We start from the raw sequence: 16,983 nt of genomic DNA, 5'->3' as shown, positions 1-16,983 counted from the left end.
AATGAAATCGGGTATTTTCAGTCAAGCATGATACCTAATTCATTCAAATAAAAGCCCTTTATATACTTGAGGGCTTTTATCTTATTGTTTGAATTATTCTCTTGCTAATGCATCAATAGGATTCATTTTTGCGGCACTTCTTGCAGGTAAAAATCCGAAAATAACCCCAATAGCAGTTGAACAAATAAAAGCACTGATTAATGCAATAGGTTGGAAGACAAAATGCCAATCCGGTAACATTACGCTTGCAATCATTGCGATACTAAACGAAAGAGCAATTCCTAACACTCCCCCAACTAAACAAACCAGCACAGACTCAATGAGAAACTGTTGCATCACATCACTTGCTCTCGCACCAACCGCCATTCTAATACCAATTTCTCGCGTTCTTTCAGTCACAGAAACTAGCATAATATTCATAACACCAATGCCACCAACTACTAATGAAATAACGGCGACAAGTGTAAGAAATAATTGCATTGTTTGCGTAGTGCTCTCAGCCGCTTTAATAAAACTATCAAGGTTATAAGTGAAAATATCTTTTTTACCATGTCTGATCGTGAGCAAACGGATCATTTGTTGCTCTGCTACACTGGCATCATAACCTTCTATTGCTCTTACCGTAATGCTATCAAGATATGAGCGATTTAAAATACGACTATTTAACGTACTATAAGGCACCCAAACACGTAATGACTGCCCATTACCAAAAGCTGATTTTTTATCTGCAATAACCCCAACAATCGTAGAAGGAATATTGCGAATAATAATTTGCTCACCAATCACATCTTTCTTAACCGGGAAAAATCGATGGCGAGTATTTTCATCAATCACAACAACCTGCGCTTGTCGCAGGATCATATCTTGAGTAAATGAGCGACCTTGTGAAAACTTCATAGCATATACAATAAAATAATCTTCACTCACACCCGCAACAGAGGCTGGAGAGTCTTGGTTTCCACGGCGTAATCGAGTACTAAATTGCACTTGTGGTGTGACCGCTTGCACATAAGGTTGCTGCTTTAAAGCGAAGACATCTTGTAGTGTTAATGATTGTCTGTCTTCAGGGGAATCACTACCAAAATCTTTTCCCGGATAAATATCAATGGTATTCGAACCAATGGCTTTTATATCAGAAAGCACCATACTTTTTGCAGCATCACCAATGACAATAATCGTTACGACAGAAGCGATCCCTATAATAATGCCGAGCATTGTCAATAATGTGCGTACTTTATTAACAACCATGGCACGCCAAGCCATTTCTAGTGCTTGAGTAAAGCGCCCTACAATTTGGCCAAAATAGGAGGAAGTTAAAACCGTTGTCGTTTCTTTTTTAACTTTATGTATCGTTGTTTGATGACGGTTATCACTAATAATCTTACCGTCTTTTATTTCGATAATTCGTTCAGCTTGTTCTGCAATTAAAGGATCATGCGTTACGATAATAACTGTATGTCCTTGTTCATTTAATTGCTTCAAAATAGCCATTACTTCTTTACCAGAATGACTATCTAATGCGCCAGTAGGCTCATCAGCAAGAATGACCTCGCCTCCATTCATCAACGCTCTCGCAATACTTACACGTTGTTGCTGACCGCCAGAAAGCTGATTAGGTCGATAATTAACTCGCTCACCTAATCCTAAACGAGTTAATAATTCACGCGCTCTTTCTTTACGTTGAGTGGCATTTTTATCTGCATAAATGGCTGGAATTTCAACATTTTGCTCTGCACTTAAGTGTGCCATTAAATGATAGCGTTGAAAAATAAATCCAAAGTGTTCACGACGTAATGCTGCAAGTTGATCACCTTCCATTTGTGCAACACTTTGACCTGCAACTTTATATTCACCGCTACTTGGTTTATCCAAACATCCTAATATATTCATTAAGGTCGATTTACCAGAGCCCGACGCCCCCATAATAGCGACCATTTCACCCGCATTAATCGTTAATGAGACTTTATTAAGAACAACAATTTCTTCTTCACCATTGCTATATGCGCGACTAACCTCATTGAGTTCTAATAATGCCGGCATTATGCATCTCCTGAAGTTTCACCCAGAATAACCGCATCGTTCTCTTTTAATCCGCTGAGAACTTCAGCATAAACATCAGTACGCATACCTATTTTTACCGTGCGTTTTTCTGGCTGACCATTAACTAAAACATCAACGTAATATTCATTAATACCAGCATCATCGCCTAAAACAGAAAGTGGTATGAGGAGTACATTTTTCTTATTTTCGATAAGAATTTTAACTTGCGCGGTCATTTGTAAACGTAGTAAATGTTGTTCATTAGGTACTTCAAAACGGGCATAGTAGAAAATAGCATCATTAATTTTTTCAGGCGTTGGCAGAATATCTTTTAACTTGCCACTAAAGGCTTTATCAGGCGCACCTAACACTGTAAAAGAAGCATTAAGATCAGGTTTTAAATAAATAACATCTGCTTCAGATACTTCCGCCTTTACCAACATCGTATCTAAATCGGCTAAAGTTAAAATCGTTGGTGCTTCTTGCGCAGCAATGACGGTTTGACCTTCTAGGGTTTTAATAAACGTCACTATACCATCCATAGGTGCTGTGATACGTGTATATTGGAGGTTAGTTTTCGCTGTATCTAAGGTCGCTTGATTCTTTTTAATTTGCGCTTCATAGGTAATAATGCGCGCTTTTTTAACATCAACATCCGTTTTAGTACGATCAAGCTCATCTTGTGCAATTGCATGTGTACCAATCAACTTTAACTGACGTTGATATGTAAGTTGCGCTAAACGTAATTCGGCCTGTGCTTGTTGAAGATTCGCTCTAAGCTCATTGTTAGTTTCCTGCGATTCAGTGACTTCATTTTGCGCTTTTTTTGGATCAATAATCGCTAATAAATCACCTTTTTTAACCGCATCCCCCTCTTTCACAAACAAAGTTTGTAATTGGCCACTGACTTGCGCGCCCACATCAACTTTACGCACAGCATCAAGCTTACCTGTTGCTGTCACTTCTTTTGACAGATCACCTCTCGTAATGATTTGTGTTTGATATGACGGTACATTTTCTTTCGGCCAAAAAAAATAGGCGACAATAGCAAACGTAATTAAAATAAGGGTGAGCACTCTCCCGCGCTTTTTTAAAGATAAAAAAGCCATACAATATCCTTCCTAAACATAACAATTTAATCAGCCATAAAAAACTTTAGCGATGATATTCACCTTCATCGCTAAATAGAATCTACATTGATCTCGTGCGTTTATCTTTCTTGCTATAACGGCCTAATTTGCTTTGCCTCTAGCAAGCCATGCAACACGAGAAAACATACTTTTCAGTATGGAGGGGATGGAGTCTACTCCTCGTTGAGCAGCATTGTTAGCTACCGTTAGTGCGAGATCAGGTTTTGATGAGCGTTGGATAGCTTTAATAATCACACGTCGGGTTGGCCATTTTTCATTATCAGGCACACCTGCAACATCATGATACACATTACGAAAGCCTTCTTTATATAAGAAATGTTCCATATCTAAGGCGGGAAGTTTTGTTAATCTATCACGCTCAGCATCATTGCTTTTTGATGCAAAATCTTTAACCGTTGCGGCATATTTCTTACCCGCTTCATCACCATCCACTAAGGTATGCCATTCTATTCCCATATATGTTGCATACTTTAATAATGGCTTAAGTCCACATTGCGCAAATTCAATAACTTTTATTCCTTCGGCTTCAAAAAAATAATTACATTGTCTTGCCAGCTCGTTCATTAGCCAAATTTCCGTTTCACCTTCAACTAATAGCCAGCAACGAGCAAAAAGTGCAGACGGCCTGTTATAACGAATATGAAATGAAATGCGTCGTTCTTCATCTGAATGTAATTGTTGATTACCAACGCGATAAGCAGCTACTTTGTCAGTATCACGTACTAAACGACACACACTTTCTAATGGTGCTAGTGACAGTAACTCACCTGAATTAGTCGTTGTTATCCGTTGTAGTGAGAAAAGATTAAGTAAGCCCCAAGCCACTGAAAGCATAATAGGATGCAAACGTGTTTCAGGGTTTTCTACAATGACAATAGGCCTTGCATAAGGATCTAATGCAACGCTACCTCGAGACTGTAATATAGAGGAGAACATGCCTAAGATAATTAATCGAATACTTCGTTGATTTGGTTTTGCCAACACCTTATTAATATTTTCTAACGCATGCCATCCACGCACATGAGGCTCATTGACTTTGCGATGACGAGCATGTGATTTAAACAACAACGAACCATGGTCGGCAAAATAGTGCCCTAATAGCTGTTGCATGGCATCTAGCCCTTCGCGTAAATCCTCATCTGACAACTCGTCTGGATTTTTGACTAATGCCTTGGTTAACTCACTCATTTTATTATTAAACGCTTCTCGATGAGGATCCTTATGAGGATCGATAACGTCAGAGGTAAGATCACGAACAAAACGCGCATCTTGCAAGCGAAGAACAGGATAAAGCCTAACAATCTCTGCAATGATTTCTTGAGTTTGCCCATTAGGTAAGCGAATTTGCTTTCCTTCTTTATCAAGAAAATAGCGAAATGTTTTTACATTCTTTTGTTCATCTAATTCTGCACTGATGCGGTAATAGATATGTTTTAGCTCATCACCATTTGCAACCCATACAGGTGCTATTTTATGGAAACGATAAGAACGATGTCGTCCAGGGCGTGATTCAGTAAATGTCAGAATAATTTGTAGGGTTTTTTTACTATTTTCTTCCGACTCATTCGGCAGACGATGGAAATCATCAGGTGTAAATGCATATTGATAGGTTTCAATACCCAAGCTGAGTGTTAACGCATCAAGTAATGAGCTTTTACCCCACGCATTTTCACCCACTAACACTGTATTCATATCAAGAGGTAGTGAAAGACGATTAAGTCCACGGAATCCAACTATTTCCACTCTTTCTAAATACATAAATCCCCTCGTTAGTTACGACTAAGCTATGTTTTTTATTCTTCCTACCTTAATTTTATGCTTAATCTGCCAATAATTTCATTTAATGAATATTTTCATTAAATCACAGTTAAAGAGTGTCGTAATAAAATTTACTCAACTATTCGATATATACCCAAATCGTTCACTTTTCAAACAATTAAAGCCACTTATCGATAAACATGTTAGGCTCATGCCTTCAATAAAAATTTTAGATTTATCTCAGCTTCTGTATCCACAACAACATAAGTAAATGTTATAATACAAGTCACGTTATTAGTTTATTTTATAATTTGAGTGCACTCAGTAAGGAATAGAAATGTTATCAGGGTTATTGATTATCCTACTTCCACTTTTTGTAGGGTATTTGATTAAGTTAAACAATCGCCCATTACTTCATTTGGCAAATCGCCTACTTAGTGCGATGGTCTATGTTATCCTATTTCTAATGGGCGTCAGTTTAGCCATGTTAGATAATATTGGTGAAAATTTAGTCTCTATTCTTGCTTATGCCAGCGTTTTCTTTTTATGTACCTTTGGTGCAAATTTACTATTTTTATGGTTGTTGGATAAAAAAGATCCTTGGCATGTCCCTGCACATAAGCAATCTAAGCCACCATCACGCATAAAAATGGTTCTTGAATCGTTACAATTATGCGGTGTCGTTGTTGTCGGTTTTTTTGTTGGCTTAACAGGCTGGTCAATTTTTCATTATGCATCTCATGCCAGCCAAGGTGCACTTATCTTCTTGCTGTGGTTAGTCGGATTACAATTGCGTAATAGCGGAATGAGCCCAAAACAAATTTTAATTAACCGCAGAGGAACAACCGTTGCTGTCGTCATGGGGGTAAGTGCGCTTGCAGGTGGTGCTTTAGCTGCTTATTTACTAGGATTACCAATGAAAATGGGATTAGCCATTGCATCTGGATATGGTTGGTACTCTTTATCTGGGATTGTACTTACCGATGCATTTGGTCCTGTTATTGGTAGTACTGCGTTTTTCAATGACTTAATGCGTGAATTAGCGGCAATTATGCTTATACCTATCATTGTTAATCGTTATAGAAATACAGCATTAGGGATTTGTGGTTCAACTTCCATGGACTTTACGTTACCTGTTTTACAAAGAAGTGGTGGTGTTGCCATTGTGCCTGCGGCTATTGTGCATGGATTTGTGTTAAGTTTAATCACCCCAATATTAATGGCTTTCTTTACTTCATAGAAAAATCAGTAACAATAGAACAATAACGTTCTCTTTTTACAGTGGATTAACAATGAATCAACAGCGTGTATTAGTACTTGGTGCAAGTGGTCATATTGGTCAAAATCTTATTCCAGCTCTGATAAAACAAGGTCATCAAGTCACTGCGGGAGCGCGCAGAGTTGACTGGATGATGTCTCAAGGTTGGGAAAATACACGCTGTATTTTTGTGGACTTGCACAATCCAGAAACCTTAAGCAAAGTCATGCATGATACTGATATCGTGTACTACCTTGTCCATAGCATGGGCGATGCACATAATTTAGTTGAACAAGAGCGTAAAGCGGCAATTAATGTTGTAGACGCATTAGAAGGTACAGAAGTTAAACAAATTATCTTTTTAAGTGCCTTACAACATGAAGATCAGCAATATTCTCCCCATCTCATTGCCCGAAAACTCACAGGTGAGGTATTAAGAACGAGTGCGATCCCTGTGACTGAAATTCGTACCTCAATGATTGTCGGCCCAGGCTCCGCCGCCTTTGAAATTATGCGTGATATGGTTTATAACCTCCCTATTCTTACGCCCCCGCGCTGGGTTCGTTCAAAATCTTCCCCTATTGCCTTAAAAAACTTAATTCACTATTTAACAGAAATTATCCATCATCCCACACATCAACATCGTATTTTTGATGCTGGTGGCCCCGAATATATTAGCTATCAAACTCTTTTTGAGCGCTTTATTAAAATTTCAGGGAAAAAGCGTGTATTGATCCCCTTACCTATGCCGGGCAGTCTTATTTCTGCGGGCTTTATCAGTATGATAACGTCCGTACCAACTTCCATTGCTAAAGAGCTTATTCAAGGGTTAAAACATGATCTTCCAGCCAACGATGCTCCTTTACGCGAACTTATTCCTCAATCCCTAATTAAATTTGATGACGCAGTAAAAGAAACATTGGCTGATGAAGAAGCAGCTTTAGATAATCAGGATTGGGGATATTCTCCAGCGGTTCGTAATCGCTGGAAACCGGGGTACGGTTATTACCCTAAAAATGCAGGTTGTACTGTCTCAACACCCGCTAGCGCTGCATCTCTTTGGCATACAGTACAACAGATTGGCGGTGAACAAGGCTACTTTTATGGTAACGCGCTATGGAAAACCCGCGCCATCATGGATGATATAGTCGGAAATAAAGTGACTTATGGCCGACCGCCCAGAGACACATTAGAGCTTGGTGATATGATTGATGGCTGGCGAGTGATCAAACTAGAGCCAGAAAAACAACTTACCTTATTATTTGGGATGAAAGCACCCGGTTTAGGTCGACTTTCTTTTACTATCCATGATAGTGGCAATCTTCGCTCAATCGATGTTCGTGCTTGGTGGCATCCTGCCGGTTTTAGTGGGTTACTTTATTGGTTTGCGATGATGCCTGCACACTTATTTATTTTCAAAGGTATGGCTAAAACGATAAGTACTAACGCTTACAAACTGGATAAAAATTCACCTAACAGTGAAAAAAAATAGCCTTATTACCCATTTTTACGTAAAAAAACCACTTTATTATGCAGTTTTAGTTGCATAATTATTCTTACCGTTTTATTATTTGAACCAGTTAATGACTATTCAGAAAAAACGCATGAGTATTCAATTAAAAAACATAAATTGTTTCTACGGTTCGCACCAAGCACTCTATGATATTAATCTGGAATGCTCTGCTGGTGAAACAATGGTTCTATTAGGGCCAAGCGGTGCAGGTAAGAGCTCATTAATGAGAGTTCTTAATTTATTAGAAATGCCACGTTCAGGCGAATTAGAAATTGCGGGTCTACATTTTGACTTTAGCCAACAGCCTAACGCAAAGGCAATTCGTTCATTACGCCAAAATGTAGGCATGGTATTTCAACAATATAATTTATGGCCACATTTGACAGTTATTGATAATTTAATTGAAGCACCTTGTCGTGTATTAGGTTTATCAAAACCGCAAGCTAAAGAAAAAGCGATGAAGTTACTTGAGCGTTTACGTTTAAGTGATTATGCAGGACGCTTCCCACTACATTTATCGGGTGGACAGCAACAACGTGTTGCCATTGCAAGAGCATTAATGATGGAGCCTCAAGTTCTCTTATTTGATGAACCGACAGCGGCATTAGATCCTGAAATTACAGCTCAAGTTGTTGATATTATTAAAGAGCTTTCTGAAACGGGTATTACACAAGTGATTGTGACCCATGAAGTTGAAATTGCACGCAAAGCCGCGAGCAAAGTTGTATATATGGAAAACGGCCGTATTATAGAGCAAGGTGATAACTATCGTTTCACAGCTCCACAAACGGAAGCTTTTGCTAATTACTTGTCACACTAAATCGGGATCAGACAATGAAAAAAATATTATTTGCAGCACTTCTGACCAGTATTACACTTTCTGCAACTGCGGCTGAGAAAGAGACAATCCGTTTTGCCACTGAAGCAACATATCCGCCCTTTGAAATGATTGATGCCAATAACCAAATTGTAGGATTTGATGTTGATCTCGCTAATGCAATGTGTGCAAAAATTAATGCAGATTGTACCTTTACCAATCAGTCTTTTGATAGCTTAATTCCAAGTCTGAAATTCCGTCGTTTTGAAGCATTAATGGCGGGTATTGATATTACGCCTGAGCGTCAAAAACAAGTTGATTTCACGGATTCTTACTATGATAACTCCGCTGTATTTATTACAGTAACAGGCAAAATCTCTGATGTTGCTAGCTTAAAAGGCAAACAAATTGGTGTTCAGAATGGGACAACCCATCAGAAATTCATCAATGAGCAACACAAAGAAATGAAAACTGTTCCTTATGACAGTTACCAAAATGCAGTATTAGATCTTAAAAATGGTCGTATTGAAGCTATCTTTGGTGACACTGCAGTTGTAAATGAATGGCTGAAAAAAAATCCTGAATTAGGTATTGTAGGCGATAAAGTTGCAGATCCTAACTATTTTGGTACAGGCCTTGCGATCGCAGTAAGAAAAGGCAATGCTGATTTACAAGATAAATTGAACAAAGCATTAGCTGAAGTAAAAGCTGATGGCACTTATGATGTCATTTATAAAAAATGGTTTGAATAACAATAATAGCTTAATAAATGAATGAAATAACAACTCTAGCAGGTGCGGCCGTTACTACGGTCTCACTTGCTATTTCTGCTCTTATCATCGGATTAGTTCTCGCCATGTTGTTTACAGCATGGGAATCCGCGAGATGGAAAGCCTTTGCTTTCTTAGGAACATGCTGGGTAACACTAATCAGAGGACTACCAGAAATGCTGGTGGTTCTTTTTGTCTATTATGGCACCTTACAAGGTGTCATGATCTTAATGGATGGCATTGAATTAGGTTCTTTCACCTTACAAATAGATTTTGGTGATACTGAATCTCTACCTTTCTATTGTGGTGTTATCGCCCTTTCACTTCTTTATGCTTCTTATGCTTCACAAACATTACGTGGCGCCTTAAAAGCTGTACCAACAGGCCAATGGGAAGCCGGCCAAGCATTAGGTATGGGTCGGATTACTATTTTCTTCCGCTTTATTATGCCTCAAATGTGGCGTCATGCTTTACCCGGTTTAGGTAATCAGTGGTTAGTTTTATTAAAAGATACGGCTTTAGTCTCATTAATCAGTGTTAATGATTTAATGTTACAAACACAAAGTATAGCTAATAGAACCCAAGAACCTTTTACTTGGTATAGTATTGTTGCACTGATTTATTTAGCCATTACGCTGGTCAGTCAATATATCCTGAAATGGTTAGAAATGAGAACAACTCGATTTGAACGGAGTGCCTCATAATGTGGGATTATATTGTTGATATTTTACCGGGATTACCAACCAGCTTGTCATTAACATTAGTGGCTTTATTGGTAGCATTTACACTTTCAGTTTTAATGACATTTATTTTGGCATTAAAAACACCTGTTATTACTCAAATTGTAAAGGCATATATCACCTTATTTACCGGTACACCGTTATTAGTGCAGTTTTTCTTAATCTATTATGGCCCGGGACAATTTCCTGTGTTGCAAAAATTCCCTATGATTTGGGAGTTATTATCAACACCTTGGTTTTGTGCCATGGTCACATTAGCATTAAATAGTGCCGCTTATTCAACCTTACTTTTCTATGGTGCAGTAAGAGCTATTCCTTCAGGACAATGGCAATCTTGCCAAGCATTAGGTATGTCACCAGTGCAAACGGCAAGAGTAATATTGCCTTATGCATTTAAACGTGCGCTTTCATCCTATTCAAACGAAGTTGTATTAATATTTAAAAGTACCTCACTCGCCAGTACGATCACTTTGCTTGAATTAACTGGTTATAGCCGGCAAGTATTTGGTCAAAGTTATGATGTGATGGTCTTTGTTGCTGCAGGCATTATTTATTTAGGCATCAACGGAATACTGACACTTCTAATGAGATTGATTGAGAAAAAAGCCTTAGAGTTTGAACATCGTAATTAAAAATACGTAAACCAAGCTGCCGATAAAAAAACACCCCAGAATTTTTTCACTCTGGGGTATTTTTTATTGCTGAATAAATAATAGCAAATAATGGCTCTATTCTTGTGTCGCCAGCTTTTCTATTGATGCTTCTTTATGGCTTACTCGATATGCATTCCATGCCAACAAGCTCCCAATTAACATGACAACGGCTAACGCTAATTTAGGTTGTACTGGTGATGCCAGTGCCGTTAAACCAAAAGCAGCACCGCCTGCCATTTGAATAAAACCAACTAAAGCAGAGGCAATACCTGCCGTTTGCGAATATGGCTCAAGTGCATAACTTGTCGCAGGCCCCATAATAAAGGCTAATCCGGCACAAGCACTTGCTACAGGGAGCATATAAATCAGCCAATGGTTTTGTATTCCAGCAGGAATAAACATTAAGCTTAATAACAAGCTCACACTGCCTAATCCCATTAATCCGCCTCCTAAGATCAAACAAATTGGTCTGCCAACACGGTGGATCACACGGTTTACATAAAAACTAACAAACATTATCCAAAAACCATTTACACCAAAAACAATGGAAAAAATCAGCGGTGATAGTTTCGCATCATTCATCAAAACAATAGGGGCAAATGAAACATAAGTTAATGCCATTCCCATTGTGCCTGCATTCACTAGGGCAAAAGTTAAAAAACGTTTACTGCACAAAATCTCAAGGTATGTTTTACCTAATTTCTGTTTTGATTGAGCTGTATTTTCAGGCTTAGTTTCAGGTAAGAAACGAGTGATCAAAACTAGCACAAATACTGAATAGAAAATTAAAAATCCGAAAGGTGCGCGCCACCCCCAATACTCAGCCAATAATCCACCTAATAAGGGTGCGAGTGCGGGAATAATATTTAAAGTACCATTTAAAAAGCCGAAAACACGAGCAGCATCATTACCATTAAAGCAGTCACGAACACAGGTAAAAGCCACAACGGAAGTACAACACACCGCAGACGCTTGTAATAATCGTGAAATAATAAAAAGTGTTGAGTCTGTTGAGATCGTAGCAATAATAGAACCTACAATATAGATAAAGATCCCAACAATAGCGATAGGTTTACGACCAAACCTATCCACCAAAGGCCCTGATATAAGTTGCCCTATCCCCAACACTAAAATAAATAAAGCGATAGTCGATTGAATAAGGGATTCACTACTTTCTAAGTCTTGAGCAATAGCAGGTATGGTCGGTAAATAGAGATCGATCCCTAATGGCCCTAATAGCACCATCACTAATAACAACGCTTTTAAATTCTGCATAAAATAGAATGCCTATCTAATCAAAAAAGAAAACGCCCGATGTTATCCATCGAGCGTTAAATACTTATTTATACTAACACCCATTACCTATTTTGTAATGAATATCTTAACTGTCTTGTAATACCAATAATGTAAGCACTTCATAGTGAGCAGTATGAGGAAACATATCAAACAACTGCACTCTATCAATACGATAATGAGAAAGTTGCTGGATATCTTTTGCCATGGTTTGAGCATTACAACTAGAGTACAGAATAAAGCGAGGTTTCATTTTATTTAAATAGCCACACAGTGCCTCACCGATCCCCCGTCTTGGCGGATTAACAAGCACTAATTCAGGTACTGACTCTTTAGCTAATGCATAACCTGTTGAATCTAAGGCTTGAAACTCAACATGCTCTAATCCTAATTCATGAGCAGATAAACGCGCACATTCTATTGCTTCAGGACTGATCTCAATTCCTGTCAATTGGGTTGATTTATCTGCGCAATGCAATCCAAAACCTCCTGATCCACAAAACATATCCCACAAATGTGAGATATTTAATTCTCTTACCCAACGACCTGCCGTTGCATAAAGTGATGAAGCGACCTCTGGATTAGTTTGAAAAAAACCTCTAGGGCGAATATGTAATGGAATTTGATTAAAAGATTCATCTAAAAATGTTTTTTCAGTCAGAATAATCTCTTTTTCACCCTCAAGAATAGCCATATGAATAGGTTGAATATTCACAGAGATAACAGCTAATTGAGGCAATTGTTCTTGTAACCACGGAAGTGCTTTATAAAGTTGTTCTAATTTTTTTTCTGAACGCAAAACAAAACGCAACATCATCGAGCCATTGCTTCTGCTTTCGGTTAATAAAATAAACTTAAGTTCGCCACGACGACGCTCAATATCGTAAGGTACTAATCCTGCTATCGCTATAAATGTTTTTAAAATCGGGAATATAGGTACAAATGAGTCAGGATAAAGAGGACATTCACATAAATCGACGGCCACACCCTCTCGTGTTTTTAGGCCTAATACTGGTTTTTCAACACTGCCACTAACTACCATTTTAGCTTTGTTACGAAATTGCGCTTGTCGGCTTTCAACAGGCGCTAATTTATCAAAAGAATAATTTTCAGGTAGTAATGCTAATAAGCTGTGCTGTTTTTTCTTGATTTGTTCAGAATAAGCAAGAGAAAGCCATTCACAAGAATGACAATCACCCGCACTAAATCGTGCGCATTGCATAAGATTTTGAGACCGTTATGGAGATTAATATTAATGTACAGTATAGGAGGAGTCCGTTGATGAACTACTTATTTCAACTTCTTCTTCATCTTCTTCATTTTCGCTTTCTTGTTTTTCACCATACAAGAAACCATTATTAAAAATTTCACTGACAACTTCAGCCGATTGTTCTTCTGCTTTTTGTAAGAACAGATCAAACTGATTCAGTGAGATCCCCGCAGCAACAGGGAATGACTGGCAGAATACTAATTTAGGTAAGTTTTCATCACTAATTTCTAAAAATGTTTTAATAAACAAAGAACTTGCATTAATTTGGCTAAGATTGGCCATTAAAGGCACTATTGCTGAGGGTTTTAATTCAGCGATAGCGGTAAATACAAGCACATCTTCAAGAATATCAATTTTAGCGTCAAATATGCCGCTGATATATTGAAGATGTGGTAAATGTAACGCCTGACAAGAGTCACATTCATAATAAGCAATCTGTAGTTCATCAAGCCAAGATTTTAGCTGATCCAGATCGGGGGTAACAACAGCGTTCATTCAAATAACCTTTACGCGCTAAAGAAAAGAGTGCCTTTTGGCATTGAGGCTATTTTGCCACTTTTTCTATCTTGAAGGCACTAATAAATAGAAAAACTAAGAAAATTAAGCCAATTTACAAATTGGGTTTTCTTAGTTTTTCATGCTTTGTTGAGAAAAAACAGTACGCTATTCTTTGTTATTCTCTTTTTTCTTTTTATTATTCGCAAGATTGTTATCAATACCTAAAAACGTTAAACGATAAATCGCCCGCCATACAATATGAATAGAAGGTGGGATCATACAGATAACCCCTAGAACAATCAGAGTTAATTGCCCTGTGTAGGTGCCTAACCACTGCGGAGAGGTGATATATTGATTGATATATAAGTAAGCAACTACTAATAAAATAATCCCCACGATCTCTATGATTATGATGGGTTTTGGCATATCAGACAGTGATTTCATATCCCGTTTAGAAGGCTTTTCCATATTTTCTCCGCTAAATGCTGTATCGCAGTCCTATCTCATTATTCGGCAAATTGGTATAATTTATTACACTAAAAGGCAATAACTGTTTTTGTTTAGTCTAATAAAAGGGCATAGTATCAAACAATAAAGACTATTATGCCTGAATTTTATTTCCTCAATAAGGAGTGTCGTATGTTTGTTGTTATTTTTGGTCGTCCGGGTTGCCCATATTGTGTACGTGCTAAACAACTGGCTGAAACTCTGGCTGAAAAACGTGACGATTTTGATTTCCGCTATGTAGATATCCAAGCTGAAGGAATTACAAAAGCTGATTTATCTAAAACCGTCGGTAAAGAAGTTGAAACTGTGCCACAAATTTTCATTGATGAGAAACACATTGGTGGTTGCACAGATTTTGAAGCATATGCTAAAGAAAATTTAGGCATCTACAACTAATTAAAAAGCGCTAAAACAGCTTAATATTCAATATGTTTTAGCGCTTTTCCTTTTTTATTTCATTCATTATCTCTTTATATTCCCCTCTTTCCAAAAAATAATTCTATTTTTTTTCATTAGTCAGAGAACTTTCTGTCTAACCCGGAGTCTGAATTAGTGCCACTGCTTTTCTTTGATGTCCCCAAATATTGAGGAGCCCGATAGTTTCAACCCCTTTGGTGAAATAACTGTCGGGTTTTTTATTGCCTGCAATCTAATAACACTCACCTTGCAATGTCACTATAATACGACGACGCCCACCACGATCACGGTGCTCCCCGAGATAAATCCCCTGCCAAGTTCCTAAATTAAGTTCACCTTGGCTAATAGGAATAGTGACGCTTTGCCCAAGTAAGCTACTTTTTATATGGGCTGGCATATCATCACTACCTTCATAAGTATGAAGATAGTAATCTTCATTCTCTTTTACACTTTGATTAAAGAAGCTTTCAAAGTCACTTCGTACTGTCGGGTCGGCATTTTCATTTATCGTCAATGAAGCTGAAGTATGTTGAATAAAAAAGTGAGCAATTCCGATTTTGTATTGTCTTAGTTCGGGTAATTCTTGGATCAATGTTTGTGTAATTAAATGAAACCCTCTTGGCTTGGCATTAAGTACAATATTTTTTTGGAGCCACATTTATTTATTCCTCATTGAAGATAAGAAAAAGAGCAATGTGAGAGCAATACGGTAAGCGTAATACTCTTTTTAAGCGTGTTTTTGGTCAATTTGAGCTAAAACTGACAAATCTTTTAAAAAAAGCACAATTAAATAAGAAAAAAACACTTTACCCCTATTACTCCCTCATTTACCCTTGAAAACTTGCGTATTATGTATCATAAACATCGCTTATCAGCACGACATGTATGGAGCTTACTTTGCTGGAACAACTTAATTTAGCCGTATTTTCAATGATGAATGCAACACCTGCAGCATCACCTTTCGAAATTGGCATGGCGGTTATTATTGCTAAGTATCTTGTCTATCTTTTTCCGCTCTCTTTAGCGTTCTATTGGCTATGGGGTAATGAAAAATATCTTAGCCAGCAAAGAACATTAGCATGTAAAGCAGCTGTATCTTTGGGTATTGCGCTCTCTATTTCTTGGCTGATTGGTGCAATCGCCCCTCATGAACGCCCGTTTGCCGCTAATATTGGCCATAACTTCCTTGACCATGATGCAACACCTTCATTCCCTAGCAACCACGGTACATTTGTTTTTACCATTGCCTTAGCTTATCTGTTTTGGCATAACAGTAAACGTATTGGTTATATTATGCTGGGTTTAGGACTAGCGATTGCTTGGGCTCGTATTTACCTTGGTGTGCATTGGCCAATCGATATGGTAGGCGCATTTATCGTTGCACTACTGTCTTGTGGTTTAAGCCAGATCTTTTGGTCTAAAGGCGGCGATATACTCCAAAAATGGGTACAACAGCTTTATCAGCTCTGTTTTGCTTATCCTATTCGTAAAGGTTGGACAAAAGCCTAACCTTTCTTACATTAAAAAAGACCACATTTATTGTGGTCTTTTTATATTTAACTTAAGTAAACTTCCACTTCGATATATTAATATATAAATAAAAATATCCTCTATTATTATATTATTTGTCCAAAAATAAATATGTTGTTATTTTAATCAAAATGAAGTTTTTATATTCGCTATATAGTAATGTATCAAACTCATTTATTAACAAATTTATTGCCGTAATAATAAACAATATTCTACTTATGATTGAGTTATTGTTATATTTATTTCATAGAATAAAGTAAAATCATTAATAAATAATCGTATTCCCTTATTTTTATATTCTTTTGTCTAGTTTTATACACAAATAAAATAAAATAATTAATTCTTATATATCAATAACATACGATGTTAATATAATGTTTTGATTGTGAACAAAAATAACTCAATTGATTTAAATCATTTATTTCATAAGAAATAAAAAAGCCTGAATTTAATCATTAACATATGAACATTTAGGTATTTAGATTTATTTTTAATACCAATTAAAAATGGAAAAGTATTTCAAAATGTTTTAAAAACCCCCTCTGAAAACACAAAATATAAAAAATGTTACATTTTTAGGTTTTTCAGTTATATTTAGCATTTGAGATGGTGATCACGGTAGTTTATCCTGAAAAACACTATATTCTGCACCTCTTAAGTCTGGATATAAACTTATCGAATATTTTTTCAAATTTTAAAAGAGTCTAATTCTTTTGAAATTTAAAGATTTTAGTATGTGGTAATTGAAGATATTGAGATAACACCAGG

Annotated in this window: 16 protein-coding genes; 8 read left to right on the top strand and 8 right to left on the bottom strand. The window is 37.1% G+C overall.

What is annotated here, in order from left to right; all coding sequences use genetic code 11:
• Positions 1-93 precede the first annotated feature (93 nt).
• From macB to ABN217_RS05575, 3 genes are all read right to left on the bottom strand, one after another.
• Positions 94-2,040, bottom strand: coding sequence for a macrolide ABC transporter ATP-binding protein/permease MacB (macB, locus tag ABN217_RS05585; protein WP_349459163.1), 1,947 nt, complete (start codon positions 2,038-2,040; stop codon positions 94-96).
• On the bottom strand, positions 2,040-3,149 hold the full coding sequence (gene macA, locus ABN217_RS05580; RefSeq protein ID WP_197269386.1) for a macrolide transporter subunit MacA: 1,110 nt from the start codon (positions 3,147-3,149) through the stop codon (positions 2,040-2,042). The genes macB and macA overlap by 1 nt, the downstream gene beginning before the upstream one ends.
• A gap of 123 nt (positions 3,150-3,272) precedes the next feature.
• Complete coding sequence (locus ABN217_RS05575; protein ID WP_196553353.1) at positions 3,273-4,949, bottom strand: DUF2813 domain-containing protein; 1,677 nt, start codon at positions 4,947-4,949, stop codon at positions 3,273-3,275.
• Between the two features lie 337 nt (positions 4,950-5,286).
• On the opposite strand from ABN217_RS05575, the gene ABN217_RS05570 reads away from it, so the two are divergent.
• From ABN217_RS05570 to artM, 6 genes are all read left to right on the top strand, one after another.
• On the top strand, positions 5,287-6,189 hold the full coding sequence (locus ABN217_RS05570) for a LysO family transporter (protein WP_072062825.1): 903 nt from the start codon (positions 5,287-5,289) through the stop codon (positions 6,187-6,189).
• Positions 6,190-6,241: 52 nt separating this feature from the next.
• A complete protein-coding gene (locus ABN217_RS05565) occupies positions 6,242-7,699 on the top strand; it encodes a DUF2867 domain-containing protein (protein ID WP_196553354.1) in 1,458 nt (485 codons plus the stop codon).
• 112 nt (positions 7,700-7,811) lie between these two features.
• Entirely contained in the window at positions 7,812-8,540 is a 729-nt protein-coding gene (gene artP, locus ABN217_RS05560) for an arginine ABC transporter ATP-binding protein ArtP (protein WP_072069731.1), read from the top strand.
• A gap of 14 nt (positions 8,541-8,554) precedes the next feature.
• On the top strand, positions 8,555-9,289 hold the full coding sequence (artJ, locus tag ABN217_RS05555) for an arginine ABC transporter substrate-binding protein (protein WP_023581291.1): 735 nt from the start codon (positions 8,555-8,557) through the stop codon (positions 9,287-9,289).
• A gap of 17 nt (positions 9,290-9,306) precedes the next feature.
• Positions 9,307-10,011, top strand: coding sequence for an arginine ABC transporter permease ArtQ (gene artQ, locus ABN217_RS05550; protein WP_072069696.1), 705 nt, complete (start codon positions 9,307-9,309; stop codon positions 10,009-10,011).
• On the top strand, positions 10,011-10,679 hold the full coding sequence (gene artM, locus ABN217_RS05545; RefSeq protein ID WP_196553355.1) for an arginine ABC transporter permease ArtM: 669 nt from the start codon (positions 10,011-10,013) through the stop codon (positions 10,677-10,679). Before artQ ends, artM begins: the two co-directional genes overlap by 1 nt.
• Positions 10,680-10,775: 96 nt before the next feature.
• Here artM and ABN217_RS05540 read toward each other — a convergent pair whose 3' ends face one another.
• The 4 genes from ABN217_RS05540 to ABN217_RS05525 form a co-directional block, all read right to left on the bottom strand.
• On the bottom strand, positions 10,776-11,975 hold the full coding sequence (locus ABN217_RS05540; RefSeq protein WP_349439413.1) for a multidrug effflux MFS transporter: 1,200 nt from the start codon (positions 11,973-11,975) through the stop codon (positions 10,776-10,778).
• 106 nt (positions 11,976-12,081) lie between these two features.
• Positions 12,082-13,215 carry a 23S rRNA (uracil(747)-C(5))-methyltransferase RlmC gene (gene rlmC, locus ABN217_RS05535; RefSeq protein WP_349439412.1) on the bottom strand — a complete coding sequence of 378 codons (1,134 nt, stop codon included), beginning with the start codon at positions 13,213-13,215 and terminating at the stop codon, positions 12,082-12,084.
• Between the two features lie 30 nt (positions 13,216-13,245).
• A complete protein-coding gene (locus tag ABN217_RS05530; RefSeq protein ID WP_072069699.1) occupies positions 13,246-13,758 on the bottom strand; it encodes a type III secretion system chaperone family protein in 513 nt (170 codons plus the stop codon).
• A 168-nt stretch (positions 13,759-13,926) separates the two neighbouring features.
• Entirely contained in the window at positions 13,927-14,229 is a 303-nt protein-coding gene (locus ABN217_RS05525; RefSeq protein WP_072069700.1) for a YbjC family protein, read from the bottom strand.
• Between the two features lie 171 nt (positions 14,230-14,400).
• Here ABN217_RS05525 and ABN217_RS05520 point away from each other — a divergent pair, with 171 nt between their 5' ends.
• On the top strand, positions 14,401-14,664 hold the full coding sequence (locus ABN217_RS05520; RefSeq protein WP_036938187.1) for a GrxA family glutaredoxin: 264 nt from the start codon (positions 14,401-14,403) through the stop codon (positions 14,662-14,664).
• 253 nt (positions 14,665-14,917) lie between these two features.
• Here the strand turns inward: ABN217_RS05520 and ABN217_RS05515 are convergent, their stop codons facing one another.
• Positions 14,918-15,343: a secondary thiamine-phosphate synthase enzyme YjbQ gene (locus ABN217_RS05515; RefSeq protein ID WP_115350946.1), complete on the bottom strand. Its 426-nt coding sequence runs from the start codon at positions 15,341-15,343 to the stop codon at positions 14,918-14,920.
• 239 nt (positions 15,344-15,582) lie between these two features.
• On the opposite strand from ABN217_RS05515, the gene ybjG reads away from it, so the two are divergent.
• Positions 15,583-16,194: an undecaprenyl-diphosphate phosphatase gene (gene ybjG, locus ABN217_RS05510; RefSeq protein WP_072069702.1), complete on the top strand. Its 612-nt coding sequence runs from the start codon at positions 15,583-15,585 to the stop codon at positions 16,192-16,194.
• The last annotated feature ends 789 nt before the right edge of the window (positions 16,195-16,983 follow it).

Origin of the sequence: Proteus sp. fly-1067 (assembly GCF_040139345.1) — a bacterium.
GTDB classification, from domain to species: Bacteria; Pseudomonadota; Gammaproteobacteria; order Enterobacterales; family Enterobacteriaceae; genus Proteus; species Proteus vulgaris_B.
Note: the sequence above shows the minus strand (reverse complement) of the source record. Positions and strands in the feature narration are given on the sequence as shown.